Origin of the sequence: Hymenobacter guriensis (assembly GCF_015773195.1) — a bacterium.
Classification (GTDB): domain Bacteria; phylum Bacteroidota; class Bacteroidia; order Cytophagales; family Hymenobacteraceae; genus Hymenobacter; species Hymenobacter guriensis.
Window position 1 is genome coordinate 1 of sequence record NZ_JADWYK010000010.1, and the last position, 18,383, is coordinate 18,383.

At 58.8% G+C, this 18,383-nt stretch carries 17 protein-coding genes; 7 read left to right on the forward strand and 10 right to left on the reverse strand.

Annotated features, from left to right (window positions below):
* A partial coding sequence (locus I5L79_RS15515; protein WP_196955984.1) for a carboxypeptidase-like regulatory domain-containing protein occupies positions 1 to 422 on the reverse strand: 422 nt, incomplete at its 3' end.
* A 687-nt stretch (positions 423 to 1,109) separates the two neighbouring features.
* Between I5L79_RS15515 and I5L79_RS15520 the strand changes: the two genes are divergently transcribed.
* The 5 genes from I5L79_RS15520 (at position 1,110) to I5L79_RS15540 (ending at position 4,814) form a co-directional block, all read left to right on the forward strand.
* Positions 1,110 to 1,373 carry a hypothetical protein gene (locus I5L79_RS15520; protein WP_196955985.1) on the forward strand — a complete coding sequence of 88 codons (264 nt, stop codon included), beginning with the start codon at positions 1,110 to 1,112 and terminating at the stop codon, positions 1,371 to 1,373.
* 148 nt (positions 1,374 to 1,521) lie between these two features.
* Positions 1,522 to 3,147, forward strand: a complete 1,626-nt coding sequence (locus tag I5L79_RS15525) for a ParB/RepB/Spo0J family partition protein (protein ID WP_196955986.1) — start codon at positions 1,522 to 1,524, stop codon at positions 3,145 to 3,147.
* A 249-nt stretch (positions 3,148 to 3,396) separates the two neighbouring features.
* Positions 3,397 to 4,029, forward strand: coding sequence for a hypothetical protein (locus tag I5L79_RS15530; protein ID WP_196955987.1), 633 nt, complete (start codon positions 3,397 to 3,399; stop codon positions 4,027 to 4,029).
* A 179-nt stretch (positions 4,030 to 4,208) separates the two neighbouring features.
* The gene (locus tag I5L79_RS15535; RefSeq protein ID WP_196955988.1) at positions 4,209 to 4,421 is read left to right on the forward strand and encodes a hypothetical protein; all 213 of its coding nucleotides are present in this window, start codon (positions 4,209 to 4,211) and stop codon (positions 4,419 to 4,421) included.
* A gap of 87 nt (positions 4,422 to 4,508) precedes the next feature.
* A complete protein-coding gene (locus I5L79_RS15540) occupies positions 4,509 to 4,814 on the forward strand; it encodes a hypothetical protein (protein WP_196955989.1) in 306 nt (101 codons plus the stop codon).
* A gap of 88 nt (positions 4,815 to 4,902) precedes the next feature.
* On the opposite strand, the gene gldC is transcribed toward I5L79_RS15540, so the two are convergent.
* Positions 4,903 to 5,256 carry a gliding motility protein GldC gene (gene gldC, locus I5L79_RS15545; protein ID WP_196955990.1) on the reverse strand — a complete coding sequence of 118 codons (354 nt, stop codon included), beginning with the start codon at positions 5,254 to 5,256 and terminating at the stop codon, positions 4,903 to 4,905.
* Positions 5,257 to 5,664: 408 nt separating this feature from the next.
* Here gldC and I5L79_RS15550 point away from each other — a divergent pair, with 408 nt between their 5' ends.
* Entirely contained in the window at positions 5,665 to 6,693 is a 1,029-nt protein-coding gene (locus tag I5L79_RS15550) for an IS110 family RNA-guided transposase (RefSeq protein WP_196955991.1), read from the forward strand.
* A gap of 253 nt (positions 6,694 to 6,946) precedes the next feature.
* Here the strand turns inward: I5L79_RS15550 and I5L79_RS15555 are convergent, their stop codons facing one another.
* The 8 genes from I5L79_RS15555 to I5L79_RS15590 form a co-directional block, all read right to left on the reverse strand.
* A complete protein-coding gene (locus tag I5L79_RS15555) occupies positions 6,947 to 7,153 on the reverse strand; it encodes a PID-CTERM protein-sorting domain-containing protein (RefSeq protein ID WP_231403141.1) in 207 nt (68 codons plus the stop codon).
* Positions 7,154 to 7,216: 63 nt separating this feature from the next.
* Positions 7,217 to 13,243: an Ig-like domain-containing protein gene (locus I5L79_RS15560; RefSeq protein WP_196955992.1), complete on the reverse strand. Its 6,027-nt coding sequence runs from the start codon at positions 13,241 to 13,243 to the stop codon at positions 7,217 to 7,219.
* Positions 13,244 to 13,294: 51 nt separating this feature from the next.
* Positions 13,295 to 14,236: a methionyl-tRNA formyltransferase gene (locus I5L79_RS15565; RefSeq protein WP_196955993.1), complete on the reverse strand. Its 942-nt coding sequence runs from the start codon at positions 14,234 to 14,236 to the stop codon at positions 13,295 to 13,297.
* A gap of 77 nt (positions 14,237 to 14,313) precedes the next feature.
* The gene (locus I5L79_RS15570; protein ID WP_196955994.1) at positions 14,314 to 14,856 is read right to left on the reverse strand and encodes a phage tail protein; all 543 of its coding nucleotides are present in this window, start codon (positions 14,854 to 14,856) and stop codon (positions 14,314 to 14,316) included.
* A 38-nt stretch (positions 14,857 to 14,894) separates the two neighbouring features.
* Entirely contained in the window at positions 14,895 to 15,434 is a 540-nt protein-coding gene (locus tag I5L79_RS15575) for a phage tail protein (RefSeq protein WP_196955995.1), read from the reverse strand.
* 36 nt (positions 15,435 to 15,470) lie between these two features.
* A complete protein-coding gene (locus I5L79_RS15580; protein WP_196955996.1) occupies positions 15,471 to 16,007 on the reverse strand; it encodes a phage tail protein in 537 nt (178 codons plus the stop codon).
* Between the two features lie 1,314 nt (positions 16,008 to 17,321).
* Complete coding sequence (locus I5L79_RS15585; protein ID WP_196955997.1) at positions 17,322 to 17,549, reverse strand: hypothetical protein; 228 nt, start codon at positions 17,547 to 17,549, stop codon at positions 17,322 to 17,324.
* Between the two features lie 158 nt (positions 17,550 to 17,707).
* A complete protein-coding gene (locus I5L79_RS15590; RefSeq protein ID WP_196955998.1) occupies positions 17,708 to 17,848 on the reverse strand; it encodes a hypothetical protein in 141 nt (46 codons plus the stop codon).
* A gap of 254 nt (positions 17,849 to 18,102) precedes the next feature.
* Here I5L79_RS15590 and I5L79_RS15595 point away from each other — a divergent pair, with 254 nt between their 5' ends.
* Complete coding sequence (locus I5L79_RS15595) at positions 18,103 to 18,333, forward strand: hypothetical protein (RefSeq protein WP_196955999.1); 231 nt, start codon at positions 18,103 to 18,105, stop codon at positions 18,331 to 18,333.
* The last annotated feature ends 50 nt before the right edge of the window (positions 18,334 to 18,383 follow it).

Below are 18,383 nucleotides of genomic sequence, written 5' to 3' on the forward strand. Positions count from 1 at the left end.
GTGCTCAGGCGGGCTAGGTGCTGGGCGTTGAGCTTATCGACCGTGACGGGCGCGCGCAGGATGTTCTCCTCCACCCGCGAGGCCGATACCACTACTTCGTTGATGAGGGCGGCACTGGGTTGCAGGATAATAAACAGCGGGCGCCCCGTAATGCTGAGCGTATCCATCGCGGATTCATACCCGACAAAGGAAACCATCAGCGGCGCGGGGAGCATAGTGCCCGGAACCAGCAGGCGGAAGTTGCCGGCCGAGTTGGTTGTGGAACCAAGGTACGTGCCCTTCAGAAAAACCGTGGCCCCGGGTAAGGGCTCACCGGCATCGGTCTGAACTGTGCCCGAAAACTCTGTTTGCTGCTGGGCAATACTACTCAGTGGAATTCCAAAGAGTAAACCCAGCGTGCACAATGTAGAAAAGGAACGCATAAATGGGAATGAGGGATGGTGAGAAAAAACTAGTGAAAAGGCTGATTCAAGCGTTAATAGGGGGCTGGAGCCACAGGCTTCCTAGCGGCTGCAGCTGCCAGGCCAGCTGGCGGCCCGGCACTATGTGCGGCTGTGCAGGGGCTCCGCCGGGGCCTTCCACCCAGACGAGCACCGAACCGTTCCGGCCTCTGATCCAACCCCCTGTCAAACTAAGGCAGGGGACTACCCGGCAGCGCGAATGCTGAGGCGCTGAAAGCCGGGTAGCACGGTAAATCAAATGACGGATCACAACCATAGGCAACAAAGATAGGAAGTCAATCCAAACGCAATTAAATCTAATTGCAAAAGATAGGGCAGCGGGGCAATAAACGCGGGCGGCTTACTAGTTTTTTGTGTATAAAAATCAATGTAGAGGCTTATTTCAGTGGAAAATAGGCCAATAAAAAAACTTAGGATTATCACCGCGCTACCGGCCAGCACCAGCTAATCGGCGGGTGCTAAGGGTGGATTAGCAACTAAAAAGAGTTGCATTGAATACGGCGACCCTATGTAGTTTAGCAAGTAAAAAACGCAGGTAAAATGGGGTGGTAGAATAGCAACAGTATAAAGTCATTTGCGTATAATTAGCAACAAACAAACTACATCATGGGAGCAACGGACATTTCAGTTAGCGGGCACGGTAAAAGCATGAATGACGCTTTTTGCAGACTACAGCAGGAGGCCGCAGACGAATGCGGCACTGATGCCTACAGCGGCAGCTTTTACACCATCAGCGAGTACACCGACAAAACGGACGAGTGGCGCAACAGCGGCTTGTCGGCTAGTGAGTTCCTGAATCAGGGCGAGCTACTGGATGAACTCGATAAGCGGAGTGCCAATGGGGTCTGCCTGCGCCCCCCGACCAAGGCGAAGGAAGGAGAATATATGTTCGTCGGCTGGGCAGCGGAATAGCCCGCTAAAACCAGAAAAGCGGGGTAAAAATTATTTGGGAAAATCCAATAAAAAGACCACAAAAAGCCGCTCTACGCAACTGTAGGGCGGCTTTTTGCGTATAAATAGCAACAACGCAGATTCTTCTTTCCCTCTTTAAACCCGCAAGATGAACACACAAACCCTTTCGCAAGCCGCGCAGCCGGTAACCCTGCTAACAATTCCCCTATCGGCCATCTATCTGGCCGACAACTACCGTAGTAGTATTGACCCGGTAGGGCTTAAATCTCTGGCCGAAAGTATTCGCACCGGGGGGCTGATACAACCCGTTGCGGTGCGTCCGTTAGCGGTGCCTTTTGAAGGCTATGAGTATGCACTGGTAGCCGGTTTTCGCCGCTTTGCGGCCCATGAGCTGGGCCAGTTGCCGACCATTCTGGCAACGGTGCGCGACATGACCGACCAGGAGGCGCAGATGTATCGCCTCGTGGAGAACATTTTGCGCGAAAATCCCCATCCCGCAGACGAAGCCGTAGCCGTGGGTAAGCTCTCGCGGGAGGGCATGAATACGGAGGAAATTGCCGCCTATCTTGGTCAGACTGCGCGTTGGGTAACCCAGCGCCGCGCCATAAGTGAGCTGCTGCCGGAGTGGCTGACTGATTTACGACAGGACAAGCTGACGCTAGGCGCGGCGGAGGAACTGAGCCGGTGGCCTGAATCCGTGCAGCGCCGCTGCTTGGACAACCGTTCGCAGTACGTGGTGAACGAAAGCACCGTAAAGAATTGGGTGGCCCGCGAAAAACAGGCCCTGAGCAGTGCGCCGTGGCCGCTGGACGATGCCGCGCTGTACGAAAATGCCGGCGCTTGCACCGGCTGCCCGAAGCGCAGCAGCTGTAGCGTCATGCTGTTTGCCGAACTCGCGGAGGAAGGCAAGGATACGTGTCTGGACAGCGCCTGCTGGAATACGAAAATGGGGCGGCGTATCGAGCAGGTACTAGCCGAGCAGAAAGAACTGGCCGGGGAGGCCCCGGTAGTGCGCTTATCCACTAAGTACTATGAGGCACCAGCCGGGGCGGTAAAGCCCGATAAGTACGAGGTCAGCAAGCGCAAGAAGGGTACGGTAGTGGGCGTGTACGTCGATGGGGCCAGCGCCGCAACGGTGGTACGGGTGCTATTGGCCCAGGAAACCACCAAAGCGCTCGAATCGGGGAAGGTGGAGCTGTCGCAGGGTGAAAAGAACCGCGAAACCCGCCAGAAGCGACTGCTGAAAGAGGCCGGGAAACGGGTGCTGGCGGAACGCTGCTATCACGCCCTGCAACTGTCCACCGACGAAGCCAAACAGGGCCGGGTGCGCGTGTTGGCGAAACTTGTTGCTGAGAGCCTGATGCAGGGCCGGGTTATCGACCTGCTGACGCTGGCCGAGCTAACGCGCACGTGGGGGTGGCCGCTGGCAGGCAAAAATGGGCCGGACACGAAGGGACTGCCTTACCGGGAGTGGGTCGAAGCGCAGGTGCTGCTAACTGCCCCAACGGAGGCCCTGCTGACGCAGTTGCTGCTGTTCTCGGTCACGCACCGGGGCTTGGGTAGCGAGTGGAACGACAATCAGAAAACCGCTGCCAGCTTGGTCGGCAACCCACAAGTACAGGAAGGGCTTGATGAGGCGACTCAGGCACTGTTCGAGCGTGAGTACGACCCGCGCACCCTGCGGGCCAGAAAAGTGCCACTTGTCGAGGTTACGCAGCTTGTCCCGGCTGATGCCGACGAGCAGCCCGGCGAACAGTGCGCACAGGCTGCCTAAGTAAGGTAGGATTTACCAAAGGGCCACGGAAACCGGAAGCGGTTTCTGTGGCCCTTTGCAATTAACTTTAATTGCAATCAGCATAATTTTACTTTTCTTTATGCGGACGGGCGGGGGCCTCTGGTGAACAGCCGGGTACTCGCTTTCTGCTTCATCCCGACTGCCCCCTTTATTTCCTCCTTCCTATGGTTGCCATTTCAGTGCTTCCTCTCCGCACCGCTGGCTGGTTCTCTTTAGCTGTCCTGCCCTATGCCAGTTAGAACGGTTGTCGCTCACCAATTGCCAGCTGAGGCCACCGGGGCGCTGGTACTGGGAAATTTTCTGACCTACTTCGACGTGGCGGGCGTTGCGCTGACCTGCCTGCACCAGGGCCAGCTGTACCACTTCGCGCAGTGGCGTACTCAGTGGGGCAAGATCATGGCGCTGGGCCAGTGCCGCTATTTAGCCCCGGCGCAGTACGAGCAGCTGTGGTTGGCCGCTCCCACGGGTGGGCCGGTTTCCGCCACGGGCATACCTGCCCAGCTGACCGGGCTCACGGATGAGCAGGTGCTACGGCGCTTCTTCCGGCTGATCGCCTGCGATGCAGCAGTCCTGCAATACAATGCCACCAACACGGATTCACAGGCTTTCTGGCAGTGGCGTAATGCGACGGGCCAGGCCTGGATCAAGCAAGTCGCTACCCGCCGCTTGTTTGATAGCCACCAGCCCTTATGGAATGAGGTACCGTGGAAAGGCCAGGCTATCTGTCCGGCGACTTTTGCCGAAGTGATTCGCCTAACGGGTCAGGACTCGCGCAATGCTACGGCAGCCCGTGCGGTCCGCTACAAGTGGAGCGCCGAGCAGGTAGAAGAACTAAACCTTAGGCACTCTGCAGGAAGATGAAAGTTTCTTCAATACCAATCAGTGAATTACTGGCTCAGTGGGCGCTCCGCTTGTACGTCTTTTTTCTGGCGTGCATCGTTCTGCGGCACCTGGTTCTGAAACTGCGGCGTCCGAAACGCAAAGCCGGGCCGACAGCAGTTCTGCTTTTACTAAGCGGTAGTTTGTACGCCCAGGGCACCATGCCCTCCGGGGTTACGGTGCAGAACTACGACTCTACTTCTGTCCCGTGGACGTTGCCCCCGGGCATGAGTCATAAAGAGGCCCGGCAGGCCGTGCTAACCCTGACCAAGCTGGGTCCAACCCTGACGACGGCCCACCTGACGGCAGCTGACAGTGCCTTCCTCTACAAATGGATGCCCGGCGTGCTGAATCCCCCTCGCCGGGTTCACTAATGTTTTTCACCTCATTTCTGAATGTGTATGTTTCTGGTCTATGTCAATCTCCTTCCAGGCAGCGATAATCATTTCGTTGCCTACATCATGCACGTGCTGGAGCCCCTGCCGCTGCTACTGATTACCCTTGGGGCGGCCGCAGTCGCGTTTCTGCTGACAGCTACCCGCCAGCCCCGTCCTCTGCCGCGGCTTACGCAGGGAGTACTGCTGCTGAGCACGCTGACGCTCGTAGGCTCGGCCATATATGCCGGCTTGCTGGTGGGAGCCGCCCTGAGCTGGTGCCTGTTGCTGCTGCTGCTTCTGCTGGATGAATTTCTGCTGCTACGCGGCCAGGTGTCAACTACAGAAGCGGATGATAGAATTCTCCGCCTTATTCGAGCTAAAAGACGGTGATAATTATACAGAAGTCATTGCAACAAAAAACCCCGGTCTGTGCCAACAGCCGGGGTTTTTTGTTGCTGCGCCGCTCGCGCGGCTTGCTTTACTGATCTGTTGTCAGGGGCGTTTCCCCGTTAATGTGGGCCAGGAGCTGCCCGCAGAGTGCATGAATTTTTCCACCCATTGCAGCATCATCGGTTGCCTGCATGAGCGAGTCGGCAATAGCGCCAATGGTATCGACATAGAACCGTTTCATCTGGTCCACCGGCATATCCTTTGTCCATAGGCCAATCTTCATGGTGCCTTGCTCCTGGCCATCCCAAACGGAAATATTCAGGGCCTTTGCCTGCTGTATGCCCTGCTCAGAGGCTTTACCGTCACTGGAGTGCCAGCCGATGGTTTCAGGCATTTTGTTTTCGTCGAGTGCAATTGAGAAGGTGAGGACAGAATCTTTCATGTGAGGACAACAGGGTGTAGACTCAAATTTACCGGCTTTACCGTGAATGGCAGAATCCTTCGCGAAATACTTGCTGCTGGCTGGGCGTGTCCCCATGGGCCGGGCTATGCGGGGCTCCGCTGTTCGCTTCGGTGCTACGCACTAAACCCCTCCTATCCCTCGTATGATTGCATTGGTTATTTTCCAACATAGCCGAACCAAGGAAGCAGGGACACCAACTATCCCTAAAGGCGGAGCGAAGGCCTCGACCTTGTGCGTTAGAGCCTGTGCCCTGCTTCCCGTTGTTGCCTGAAGACTGAACAGTATAGAGGGAGCTGGCGAGTAGCCTTTGGTATCCCGCATCTGAACGAGGAGAGTTGTGGCAGCAGCAGGGATGGCGCGTATGGTTCCACTTCTTTTCCCCTCTTTATGCCTCCACCTTCTTCTACCCTCCTAAAATACGTAGTCGGGATCGACATCGCGAAAGATAGCTTTGTCGCCTGCTTTGGTTCGCTGGATGCCGACCAACGCGTGTGCGCTGGTAAACCGGCCACCTTCGCCAATGATCTGCAGGGCTTCACAGCGTTGCTGCACTGGGTCGCCGCCCGGCGCGCGAGTACGGCACCGCTGTGGTTTGTGGTCGAAGCTACCGGCGTCTACTACGAAGAACTGGCCTACTTTCTGGCTGATCACCAGCAGCACCTGAGCGTGCTGTTGCCCAATAAAGTCAAGCATTTTGCCCAGAGCACGGAGCAGAAAAGCAAGACTGACCAACTCGATGCCCGCCTGTTGTGCCGCTTAGGCCTGGAACGGGCGCTGCCCGTTTGGGTACCGCCGACGCCTGCCTTGCGTCGTTTGCGCATTTTGGAGCGCGAGCGGCAGATACTTACGCAGCAGGGGGCTCGTCTTAAAACCCGGTTACACGCCTACGAGCATAGCTACCAGCCAGAGGAACGCACATTGGTGCGGCTGGCGACGCAGCAACGCCTCATTCAGCAACAGTTACACGACGTTGATGCGGATATTGCCGCGCTGTTAGCCGCGGAACCCGAACTACAGCGCAAGTTGGCGCTGCTCACCAGTATACCTGGTATCGGGTTGACTACGGCCGTGGTGCTGGTGGCCGAAACGGCCGGGTTTTCCTTGACGGAGAACGAGCGGCAACTGGCCTCGTACGCGGGCCTGGATGTGGTGCAGCGTCAGAGCGGTACCAGTGCCCGGGCCACTACGATTTCGCGCCGGGGAAACGTGCGCCTACGCACGGCGTTGTACCTACCGGCCATCAGCGGCCTGCGCTGCAATCCGCAGCTGCGCGTCTTCTACGCGCGGTTGCGGGCACGCCAGCCCAATGGCAAACCCGGTGTGATTGCTGTCATGCGCAAGCTGCTGTTGCTGTGTTACGCCTTATGGAAGCGAGACCAGCCCTACGACGCTTCCTACGCCCAGGTGGTGAGCTGAATGGGTAGAATGATAGGCTGCAAAAAGAGGCTGCTCTGCGTTGCGCGGAATAGTCAGCGCACGTGTGCCCAGTTGCCAGGCCCAGGTATAAAAGGCAACACCAGCGCAAAGGCGTTATAGGTTTCCCGAACAGATGGTTGGCATTCCCTAGAGCATCTAGTCTACTTTACAGAGCAAGAAGGTCCCCGTTGTCGTCAACAACGGGGACCTTCTTGCTTTATACAAAGCCTACCTATTGCCAGGCAGGGTTAGTTTAGCTACGACGACCTGCGCGCAGCTTACGCACGCCTAACCCTAGGCCGGCCGCTAATAGCAGTGAGGCACCGCCATCAATGGGCACAGCCGTAGGGTCGTCGGGCTGCGGGCCGCCTTCAGGTGGCTCCTCCGCTTGCGCCAGGGCAGCCACGCTCGTGCTCAGCCACAGGGCCAGCACACAAAACACAGAAAGTAATCGAGACATAGACAGGTAGAAAGAAAAAGTAAGGAAAGGGAGGCGAGCCCGGGCAGCTCGCCTCCAACCGTCTTAGTGGACAACTAGACGCTTATTCACCACGACGCCGTTCGTTTCCAGGCGCACGGTGTACACGCCCTGGGCCAAACCCTGCACGCTCAACTCAGTACGTAGACCCGTCGCTGTCGTGGCCACCGCCTGGCGGCGAACCACCTGGCCCAGGCTATTGAGCACCTGTACAGTGGTCGTCTTGCCCACCAGCTGACGCGGGGCCAGCAGCGTGACGGTGGTACTGGCCGGATTCGGGTACAAGGACACCTGCGCGGCCAAGGCAGCGGCCGCGCTGCCCGTGGGCACAAGCGCGCCGAAGTGCAGTGAGAAGCGCCCGGTGAGCTGCGCGGCGCCGCTGGTCGAGAAGGAGTAAGCGCTCAGCTGCTGCAGGTTAATCTGCTGCCCCGTCACGGCGTCGTGCAGGTACACGGTTTGATCTGCTAGATTATGCAGCTCGGCCGCACGCAGCGAGTAGGCGCCGGCTGTGGGTACCTGCACCGTGAGTGGGACGATCGTGGCTTGCTGGGTTAACGGCAGGCCATTAATAGCCAGGTTGGTGCCGGCAGCTACCGAGGACAGGTTTAGGCCCGTCGTATTGAGCAGCTTCTCGGCGTCGTAGTGGTTGTCCACCTCGGCCGTCGCTCCGGCTTCAAAGTACACGAAGGTTGGCTCCTGTATGCCCTTCGCCGATACCAGCTCCAGCTGCACGGCAGGCCGGGTATCGGCCGCTGCCCGCTGGAAGGTGGGATTGCTGTAGGTGGTAGTCCGCCAGGTGCTGAGGAAGCTAAAGGCCGGCACGGTTTGCGTGACGCGCACGAAGAAGCCCTGCATAGAAGGGATCAGCCCACCCGGCAGCGTACCAAAGCCGTTGGCGTAGAACTGGTAGGTGCCGTTGTACTGATCACTGGACTTGAACACGTACACGGCATCGCGCACGCCGGCGGGCAGGTCGGTGCGGACTTTCGTCCAATCCAGCGGCGCCGGATACGGGTTGCCCAGCAAGTGCCAGCCCGAGTTGGCCTGGTTGCCGCGCGAGAGGGCCCCCACGGCTACGGTACCCGTATTGAGCGTGCCCACCAGATCGACTTTTTCACTGGCCGCCAAGTTGACCGTATAGCCCCGGCCCCGTTCCAGCGGCGTATTCAGACTGGCCGGCGAGAAGTAGCCATAGTTCTGGGAGCGGGTCGTGGCGGAGGTGCCCACGATACGGGATTCATCATACCCGTAGACCGTCGGGAAGGGCGTGGCTTTGCTGCCCAGCGTGTTGTAGGCCGGGTTGACGACGGGGGTGAAACCACTCGTCCCGAGGTCCGCGACCGTGGTGCTTTGTACCGGTGAGCTGTAGTGGCGGTAGCCCAGCCCCGGGTTCAGGCTTGGATCGATGTAGCGCTGTACGGTGGCGGTGCCCACCACGCTGCCGCCAGAGTTAACCACCATGGCTGTGCTGGTAGCGTCTGACTCCAGCACGAAGTCATTGCCGTTCGTGCTCAGGTTGCCGGTGAGCGTGAGCAGGCGGCGCACCGAGGCCCCGGCCGAGGTGCTTACCTGGGCCGTGTTGCTGTTCACCGTCAGGTTCCAGAAGCGCACGCGCGAAGAACCCAATACGTTTGCTAGCGTGCTCGAACCCAGAACGACTGTGCCACCTGCCGGCGCGAAGGAGCCGTTATTGGTCAGATTGCCCCGCACGTCCACCGTACCGCCACTCATGCTCAGCGTCGCGCCTGAGTTGAGGGTCAGGTGACGCACCGAGGCCACAGTAGACGCGATGAGCGGCATACGCTGGGCAGTGCCGGGGATGGTCGCATTCAGGGTCGTGGTGGGCACAACGGCGGGCGTCCAGTTGCCGGCCGTGTACCAGTCGGTGCTGATGCTGCCTGTCCAGGTCACGCTCGTCGGCGCCAGGGTCAGCGCGTACGTGTTCGAGGCGGCGTTGCCGTTGCTGGCTGCATCCTGTGAGCTGTTGCCGAAGACAGTGACTGTGGTAGCGGTGCCGGGCGTTGTCGGCGTCACGTTGAAGGTGTAGGTCGTGCCCGAGCCGGCGAAGCTCGATACGGTCCCGTTGGTCACCAGCAGGTCCCCGGCCACGAAGCCCGTTACGCTCTCCGAGAAGGTCGCCGTGAAAGCGAAGGGTGAGGTACTGGTGCTGCTACCGCTGGCGGCAGTCGAGCTGCTCAGCGTCACCGTCGGGGCCGTCTGGTCCACGGTAAAGGTGATGGTAGCGGTTTGGCCGCTCACGGCCTCGCCCGGGCTCTGGGCCGTGGCGTAAGCCTGGTAGGTGGCGGGGGGCAAAGCCGCGCTGCTAAAGGTGCCGCCCGCTGTAGCGGCTAACGTGAACGTCTGGAAAGCGCCGCCGTTTTGGCTCACGTACACCCGTACCGAACTGCCCGCAGGGGCCGTGCCACTGATCGACACGGACTGATTGGTGATACTGCCGTTGGCCGGTGAGGTGATGACCGGGGCTGCCGTCTGGGCTTGCTCGTAGGTAATGCTGAACTGGCTAGCCGCCGCGTTGCCCGTGTTGTTGGCATCGAAGGCCGAGTTGGCCGGCACGTTCACCGTCACCGCGCCGTCGCCATTAGGGGCCACGACGAAGGTATAGGTCGTGCCCGAGCCGGCGAAATTCGCCATCGAGCCATTCGTCACGGCCACGTCGCTGGCCGTGAAATCCGTCACGCTCTGCGAGAACGTCACGGTCACCGGAATCGGCGCGGTGCTGGTCGGGTTCGGGGCCGTGCTGCTGATGCTGGCCGTCAGGGCCGGGGCCGTCACGCTGAACGCGGCTGAGGTGAAGGTGCTGTAGGCATTGCTGTTCGGCTGAATGGTGCCGAGGTACACGCCGTTGAGGAATACGTTCAGCGCCTGATCAAGCGTGGTGCAGCAGATGCGCTGCGCGGCCTGGAAGCTCACTTGGTAGTTGCCGCCCGTGGGCAGAGCCAGTTTCTGTTGCAACTGGCCGTTGCTACCGCCGTTACTCTGCACGAAGGCCACAGCGCTGCCGTTTGGAATGGGCGTAGTTGGGGTGAAGGCACTGCCCTCCTCGGCGATGCCCGCCAGTGCGTTGAACGTCCAGCTGGCACCTGTAGGGGTGTAGCCGTAGTTGCCATTGGCGAGTGGATTATGGGTTTCAAAGCTGCCGTTCTGCAAGCCATTGGCGAAGGCCGTCCCGCCGCTGAGTACCTGCACCACATCCACGAAAGCCGTCACGTCGCTGCCCGTGCCGCCCGTGCCCACGATGGCAAGCTGCGGTTGGGCCGCGAAGCTCTTGGTAATGTCGTACACTTCCCCCGAGGTATAGGGTACGTTGGTAATCGTGGGCATTACGCCCGTGCCGTTGTTCACGTCCAAGCGGATGGCGCCGTTGCCACTGCCCGTATTCACCGTCACGGTGTAGGTCATGCCCGAGCCCGAAACGCTGCTGACCGAGGCACCACTGATGGAACCGTGGTTGGACAAGGAGAAGTTGTCGGTGCTAACGCCCGTCACGCTGGCCGCGAAGACAACCCGGTAGCGCACCTGGGCCGTGGCCGTGGGCGAGGGCGTCAGGCGCGTCACCGAGGCGACGGTTGTAGTAGGCGCCGTGTAGGTAAGGCTGTACTGCGTGGCCGCCGTGTTGAGGTTGCCGGCGGCGTCCTGGGCCACCGTAGCCGGTACGTTCACCGTTTTCGTGCCGTTGCCGCTGGGTATCAGGCTGAAGGTGTAGGTCGTGCCCGAGCCCGAGAAGTTTGAAACCGTGCCGCCGCTTACCGTCAGGTCGCCCTGCACAAAGCCCGTTACACTCTCTGAGAACGTCACTGTAAAGGGAATAGGCGAGGTGCCTGTTCCGCCGCCGTTCGTATTGCCCGAACTGGTAATGCTCACGGACGGCGCTGTATCATCCACATCGGTCACGTTCACCGTCACCGTCGCTGAGGCGCTGGCGGCGGGGGCGGCGTTGTCAGTCACCTGCACCGTCAGGCTGTAGGTGGGAGTGGCTTCAAAGTCGAGGGCCGCCGAATGGGCCACCGTCAGCTGGCCCGTCGCGCTGTTGATAGCGAAGGCCCCGGCGGTATTGCCCGCCGTGATGGCATACGTCAACGTTTGGCCAGCGTCCGCATCCGAAGCCGCAATAACGGCGCCCACGTTCGTGCCGTTGGCTGCGTTCTCGGCGATGCTGCGCGTCTGGCTGCTGATGGTCGGCGCGGTGTTGGCCGTGCCCGTTACCTGAATCAGGTCAAAGGCAAACTCGGCTCTTGAGTCGTCGTTAATCAGCTCCAGTTTGAAGTCCACCAATTGCCCGTTGGCATCAGCCGGAATACTAAAGTCAAAGTTGGTGAGCGAGGGACTGAGCGTGGCTGTCCCAGCAGGCAGTGTGGGCAAGCTGGCCAAGTCCTCTGTCCGGTCCTGGCGCAGGTCGCCGGTGCCGTTGATGCTGGCCGTAGTGCCGCGGAACGAGCCGAACAGCTTCCAGGTGCCGCTGCTGCCCCCTGTGCGGTAGTACAGCATAAACGAGTCGGTATTCTGCCACGATGCCGTGCTGCCTGACTCCGCTCCTAGCCGAATTTGGAAGTGCAGATTGCTATAGCTGGTCGCATCCAATTGCTGGGTTTCCAGCCGGCCGACGCCTGACGGATTCTGGCCGGACTTGATATTGACCCCGTACCAGAAGAAGCTGTTGCTGATGTTGCTGAACGTTACGGCCCCTGTCTCATACGGCGTATTGCTGGTGCGCGTGAAGGCGAAGGCGGTGCCATTGCCACCGGAGCCGACAAAGGCATTTGAGCCGTAGCGCACGCCCTCCCCGTCGGTGGTAAAGTCTTCCGTATACGGCAGCGTAGCTGGGCCGCCCAGGATGGCCTTCACCAGCACCGTGCGATTCAGGCCCGTACTGGTAGAGGCCCCGTTCTTGACGACGAATTGGATAGCGCGGTTACCGCTGCGGGCCGTGGTGAGGTTGGAGTTTTTGTACGTAACCGTACGCAGCGCGGCCTGGTAGTTGGCTACTGAGGTGGTACCCGAAAGTGTCAGTACGCCGGTGCCGCTGTCAAAGGAGCCCGTAATGCCGTTCTGGTTGGTGAAAAGCAGTTGGTCCTCCGTCGCTCTCAGGCCACTGATGATGGATACCGTAGCGCCCGTAAGGTTAGCGCCCTCCGGGTTGGTGGCGACGATGCTATTGGTAATCTGCGTAGCCGCGCTGCCTTCGGTGTAGTTAACTGTGCCGGTCTGGGCATCGGCCAGCGTAGGCGGCTGAACCGTGGTGGGTGTGCCGACGACGCGGATGTTGTCAAAGGCTATTTCATGGCTGGTACCGCGCTGGTCAAGGACGACGCGCACGATCAAGGACGATGGCGAACCAGGAATGCCAATATTGCTACCATTGCCACCGGGGCCAAAGGTATAGTCGGTCAGTTTGTAGTTGAGCGTAGCCCTGTCTTCATCGTTTACATCATCGTTCCGATTGTAATCCAGCTCCATATACCCGCTGGAGCCGTTGTTATTGTTGCCCTTAAACCGCCCGATGGTGGTAAAATTGGCCCCGTTATCGGTGGAGTATTGGATTTCAATCTTATCGTCCGCTTGAAAGGAACCCGCAGTCGGGGTAGCAGCCGCTCCGCTGGCCCCGACCGAACCTGGTCCACGAGGGTCCGCCAGCGCGACAATTACCTTGATATCGGTATAGCCGCTAGCGTTGAAGGCATTGAGCGTCACATGGCCGGGGTCACGTGCGTACGCTGTTCCGGTCTGGTTGGTGCCCCGCACGCCTTCTGCAATCCAAAAATTGCCCGTGTAGGGCGTCGCGGAGGCGTCATTGTTTCGGATGGTAACCGGGTCCGACGCATTGCCTAAGGAGTAATTCGACGCATCAGGGTTGTGTGCGGGATTGATGGTCGTAATGGTAAAATACTGGTTGTTGCCAAGCGAAACACCCGTGCCCCGAAAGTCGAAGGTATTCGATGTGTAGTTGTCTTCGTCGTCTGTTTCAAATGATTGGCTTCGGATAACTGACTGGGCCCAAAGGCTGGGACTTAGGCCCAGCAGCAAAGCCAGCCATAGGAGTAGGATTCTTTTCATAAGGAAGGAATTTATGGGTGAAGAGAAGAGTGTAAAAAATGGCTTAAGGAGTCATCGTTGAAATTCGTTCAAAACCTCTCCGACTCCCACCCCAAGCTGCATCAGCTGCAGGCCGGTGAAGTAGCCTTCGTCAAGGGCTACCATGTCGAGGCGGAGCGCCTCGCCCGCTCCGCAGGCTACCCACAGGCCCGCCGTCCTATCGGCATGCAGCACAGTGCCGGGTGTTGCCGGCCCGGTAGCCGCCTGGGGGTGGGGTGTCACGCTGAGCAGGCGCAGGGGCTGCCCGCGTAGGGTGGCCAAGGCTCCCCGGTTCCAGGGGTTGGTCGCCCGCACCAGCCGCTCAATGGCCACGGCCGGCTCGCTCCAGCGCACGCACACATCGGCCAGGGCCGGACGGGGCCAGTAGCGGGCCGGTGCGCCCTCCTGGGCCACAGGTGTCAGTAGTGGGGCTTGGCCGCGCAGGCTGGCTAGCAGGTGCAGGGCTACAGGGGCAGCCCGCCCGGCCAGCTGGGCCCGGTGCAGGCCGTGGGTATCGCCCGGCCCGATGGGTACCGGCTCGGTCAGTACTACAGGGCCGGTGTCAAAGTCGGCGTCCATGCGGTGTACGGTCACGGCCCCGGTGGCTTCGCCGTTGCGCAGCAGCCAGAACAGGGGCTCGGGGCCGCGGTAGGCAGGCAGGGGCGCCAGGTGGAAATTAAGAAACCCCTGCGGAGGAAGCGCCAGCACCGCCGCCGGAATGCGCCAGGGTAGGGTGAATACCAGCACGGCTTCTATTGCCAAGGGTTCGAGCCAGGCGGCGAGGTCGGCCCCCAACTGCTGCCTGGCTAGCCGTGTTATGGGCAGGCCCAGCGCGGCCACTTGCTGCGCCAGCTGATCGGTTTCCGCCTCGGGAGGACAGTAAGGCACGGCCACCGCCGCCACGCCGCCCTGAGCAGCCAGGGCCTGCAGGGCAGGCCAGCCTAACGCGCTGCTAATGATGACGGCAACTTGCATGAGACAAAAAGTAAAGCCCAAACAACCCGTGCCGGGCTACAGCCGGCGCGGGTTGTTTCCGGGCAGCTTATGCAGCCTTAGCCGGGGGAAGGATAAATGCCTTGCAGGGCAATGGCGTAGTTAAGGGCCATAAAGGGCTGGCGGTTTTCGTGGGGCTGGCTGCCCCCGGCCGACGCTAGCGTGCCAGTCAGTGCTGCGCCCATGTTGGCGTTAATAGTGCCGGTGGCGTAGGGCGTTACAACGGGGGTACTGGCCATGGTGGCCGGGAAGCTATTATCCGGACTGGCGCTGTCGGCATCGCCCCCAATGTTCAGCGTCCCCGTAAAGGCATGGTCGTGCCCAGGCATTTGCGCAACCGTAAGACTGACGCTTTCCGTGCCAGCCATTTGACCCATGCTGTAATCGGTGCCGACGGGCGAACGACCCTGGCCTACAGCTACTCGGCCGCGCAGGTCGGGCAGTTTGAAGGTCGTGACGCCGTCGCCTCCGTATTGCGTACCCAGCAGGGCAAACAGGGCCTGATTCTGATTAATGGGCATGAGCTGGCCCTGGCAGTAAGCCCAGCCGCGTGGCGCCCGGGGAAAGCTCATCAGGCGGATTTCACCAAGAAAATTCTCCATAGAATTGCGATGCAGATGCGGGGATGAAAGAAAAAGCGTTAGTCGAAGGAGGGGTAAATACCCTGCAACGCAATGATGTAATTCAGGGCCAGTACCGGCTGAATGTTGTTGTGGGGCTGCCCTCCGCCTGCAGGAGTCGAGCGGCCTGTCACGGTACCGGCGTTCAGGGTCTGGCCTGAGGACGCGGCCGCGTAAGCCTTGGCGCCCTGCTCCCCATAATAGGCCCCGGCAGGACTGGCCTGGGCCGTGCCCCCCGTGATGGCGTTGACGTTGATGTTAAAAATCGGATGTTGATGCACCGGCATTTCCAGCGTGGTGAGCGTGACCGTCTCCTGACCGGCGGCCATGCCAACGGGGTAGTTTGTGCCCTGCATGCTTTGCCCCTGGCCGACAACGACCCGGCTCTGCAGGCTCGGTACAGCGAAGGACTGCTGCCCATCGCCGCCGTACGTGGTGCCAATAAGGGTGTACAGCGCGTCATAGTCGCTGATAGCCAGTAGCTGGCCATTGCAAAGGGCCCAGCCCTGGGGAGCATAATTGCCGGCGAAAACGCGGATTTCTCCGAGGTAATTATCCATAAGTGAAAGGCAGCTGAAGTAGGCGAGTGCGAGAGGTTAAGGACGCGGCGGAAAAATCCCCGACAGGCAGATGATGTAATTGATAGCCAGGTAAGGCATCTGATTGGTATGCGGCTGGTTATCACCCGCCGCCCACCCCATGCCTTTCAGCATGCTGGGGCCCATCGTACCAGTATCCGCGCTTTCGCTGTACTGGGGTTCAGTGGTAGCCGCCGGGAAGTTGCTGGTCGGGTCATTGGAGGTGCCCTCGCCGACCTGCGTCAGAAAAGTGCCGCTCAACGCATGCACGTGCGGGGGCAGCTCGGTAGGGAGCAGGGTTTCGTTTTCGCTGCCTGTCATTTGACCCAGACGGTAGTCCGTAAGCCCCGGGCCCTGGCCGGAATTGACGATGGCCTGACCACAGAGATTGGGCAGCGCGAAGGTGCTTTTGCCATCGCCGCCGTACGTGTTACCCAGAATGGAAAACAGCGCCGTGTAACGGTTGATAGGCATAAGCTGCCCGGCACAGAAAGCCCAATTGTTCGGCGCGAATCGGAATCCGACGGCACGGATTTCGCCTACGTAAGCGTCCATAGAAAAAGGTAAGGAGGTAAAAAAGCAAGCCCGCGCACCCGCGCCGGCCCGTAACAATGCATTGAATAGCGGATGAACTCGTGCTTTGCATCCACTCTATGGCGGCAGTAGGTTAGGCAATACCTAGTTGCTCTGCCTGCCTATTCACCTTCTGTAGCAGGATTATCCAACGGTAGTCGCCTTAAAGCCTATCCAATGTAGCACGACCACTAGCAGCCACTAGCTGTTGCGTAACCATCCGCTTATGCTGGTTGATGGATGGTCGTCTACCCACGTTTGTAGCGTTCGACGAGAGGGCATTAGCAGCAGCTGGCCGGAAAAGCAACGCTTTTTTGGTTTTTCGCTAGTACAGCAAGCCCAGTTGGGAGAGGCAAGGGGAGGGTGGTGCATAGTAATAGTGGGTGGTATGCAGGAAAAAAATAGTGAGCTACTGTCAGTTAAGATGCGTTCAAGTATTTATGCGCAACTAAAAAATGGAGACCGTTTGATAACCTGAGTAGGTACCACCGAGGTTGCGCAAGCCCGCTTTTCTTGATTCAGTCGCTAAGCGGGTGTTTTGTCTGACTTTCATTTTCAGGGGTGGGATAAATATAGCAATTCCCCTCATTCACTGGTGCCTGTTATGCAATAGTTTAGGGTATTTGGAAACGATTGCGGCTGTCATCCACCTACCAAAACCAGTCGTTGAATGATGACCTGCGGTAGCTGACATACCAAAAGTGACATTCTGCCCTCACCCAAGACCATTGACATCCTCCATGTGGGTACTTATTGTTAAAGGTTAAGTGTTATCGTCACTCGACCAACGGATGAAAGCTGATCGAGTGCCCTCCCAGCATTTGGACAGAAAATGAACCGGTGATTTTACATCAGATCGTAAAAGCATCGAAGAGGCATAGGCAAAGGCAGTGGGTCTAAACGAAGCCACTAGGCACCCTGAGTCTGAAGAGAGAACCATAAATTACCGCGCTGCTTGACATTAATACCGGCCGAAATATCCGGTTCTGAACACCAACTGTAGTCGAAATGCAATGCGCGTTTCAAGGCAGCTAGAAGACCTATATAGCCCCCCAACTGCCTTACAGCATCCTGCCACCGAGGGCTTACCTCTGGCTGCAAGTTGCCGCCAGCTCCAAGTCAGAGCCGATAGTGGGCCACGCAAAAGCGCGGCGGGTGGAACGCTTGCGGATACTATTGAACTACTTAGCAATAGTCCACCCTTTATAGCACTTTCTCCCAAAATGGAGCGTAGACAAAGTGTGTACACCCTATATAAAACATTGACTTTCAAAATTATATTTTTTCATCAGACAGCTAATTTGTCGCTCGGCTTTCGCTGGCATCGATCGTCACCACACCCGCCGTCGTCAACCCGAGCAGCCGGTTAGGGCCGTCGAAGTTCAGTTCCTGGGTGGAAGCATTGGTGCCAAGACCCACGTTGCAGCCCGGCAGGTTGAAGGTGTTGCCTGGCTGCGCAATAACGGTGGCCTGGGTGAGGGTGCCACCCATGGCAATATGGTTGCCGGTTTTGAGCCGTGGCATCGGGCACGCGTGGCACCAGGGCGCCCATGCTGCTACGCACGATGTCCAGGGCCATTGACACATCGAGGGAGGTATCTTCCGAGTAAACATCGCTGAAGCCCTTGGCCGAGGCAAAGTCTGCTGCGTAAGCCACCGCCGTTACCGAGCAGCTGCCGCACCTAGTACAGGCGTAGCTCGCGCAGCCGGAAGTAGAGCCTCTGCTCGATCAGGTCAAGCAGGCGAGCCAGCTCGGCTGGGCTAAACTGCCCGTTGGCCACCTGTGCCAGCCACAGCACTAACCGATCGCCCGTGTAGGCCAATGCTCAAAACCAGAAGTAAAGCGTCTAGATTTAGAAATATTCATGAATATAGTATAATTATACTCATGAATATTGAATAGACCATTGTTTTTCAGCACAGTATCTCACGCAAATTCCGCCGGTACTGGTAGGGAGAGGAATTAAACCACTGTGGCAGTCGGGGAAAAAGGCGGGTCGCAGTCCAAAATAATCGCTGTTTGTAGTATCGAAATAAGCAGTTTTGCGTATAAAAAGCAACAAAAAACCCTATTTTCATGTCACAGACAACAGCAGAGAAGGTGTACTTTATCTATGATGAAATAGATAACCCAGTTGTAGGAAGCTGTCCGGTTTGTGGGGGCGAAGCCTTTCTGGCGGAAGCCGCCCAGGCGGCCCAGGTCGTTGAAAGTCAAAGTGACGAGCCGCTGGATATTCCCGAGGGGTTGGCGTGGTGCCCCACGTGTGAAAAAGCCGTTGAGGCTGTTCCTGAGAACGAGGAAGACTAGCCGGCCGGGAAGCGGGGCAGTAGGGGAGTAAAAGTTGATTTGCAGCAAAT

Excerpts from the sequence above, each read along its gene's own strand:
- I5L79_RS15585 (WP_196955997.1), bottom strand. The coding sequence starts at position 17,549 with ATGCCACGGCTCAAAACCGGCAACCATATTGCCATGGGTGGCACCCTC.
- I5L79_RS15530 (WP_196955987.1), top strand. The coding sequence starts at position 3,397 with ATGCCAGTTAGAACGGTTGTCGCTCACCAATTGCCAGCTGAGGCCACC.
- I5L79_RS15570 (WP_196955994.1), bottom strand. The coding sequence starts at position 14,856 with ATGGAGAATTTTCTTGGTGAAATCCGCCTGATGAGCTTTCCCCGGGCG.
- I5L79_RS15580 (WP_196955996.1), bottom strand. The coding sequence starts at position 16,007 with ATGGACGCTTACGTAGGCGAAATCCGTGCCGTCGGATTCCGATTCGCG.
- I5L79_RS15540 (WP_196955989.1), top strand. The coding sequence starts at position 4,509 with ATGCACGTGCTGGAGCCCCTGCCGCTGCTACTGATTACCCTTGGGGCG.
- gldC (WP_196955990.1), bottom strand. The coding sequence starts at position 5,256 with ATGAAAGATTCTGTCCTCACCTTCTCAATTGCACTCGACGAAAACAAA.
- I5L79_RS15575 (WP_196955995.1), bottom strand. The coding sequence starts at position 15,434 with ATGGATAATTACCTCGGAGAAATCCGCGTTTTCGCCGGCAATTATGCT.
- I5L79_RS15555 (WP_231403141.1), bottom strand. The coding sequence starts at position 7,153 with ATGTCTCGATTACTTTCTGTGTTTTGTGTGCTGGCCCTGTGGCTGAGC.
- I5L79_RS15520 (WP_196955985.1), top strand. The coding sequence starts at position 1,110 with ATGAATGACGCTTTTTGCAGACTACAGCAGGAGGCCGCAGACGAATGC.
- I5L79_RS15525 (WP_196955986.1), top strand. The coding sequence starts at position 1,522 with ATGAACACACAAACCCTTTCGCAAGCCGCGCAGCCGGTAACCCTGCTA.
- I5L79_RS15560 (WP_196955992.1), bottom strand. The coding sequence starts at position 13,243 with ATGAAAAGAATCCTACTCCTATGGCTGGCTTTGCTGCTGGGCCTAAGT.
- I5L79_RS15550 (WP_196955991.1), top strand. The coding sequence starts at position 5,665 with ATGCCTCCACCTTCTTCTACCCTCCTAAAATACGTAGTCGGGATCGAC.
- I5L79_RS15565 (WP_196955993.1), bottom strand. The coding sequence starts at position 14,236 with ATGCAAGTTGCCGTCATCATTAGCAGCGCGTTAGGCTGGCCTGCCCTG.
- I5L79_RS15535 (WP_196955988.1), top strand. The coding sequence starts at position 4,209 with ATGCCCTCCGGGGTTACGGTGCAGAACTACGACTCTACTTCTGTCCCG.
- I5L79_RS15595 (WP_196955999.1), top strand. The coding sequence starts at position 18,103 with ATGTCACAGACAACAGCAGAGAAGGTGTACTTTATCTATGATGAAATA.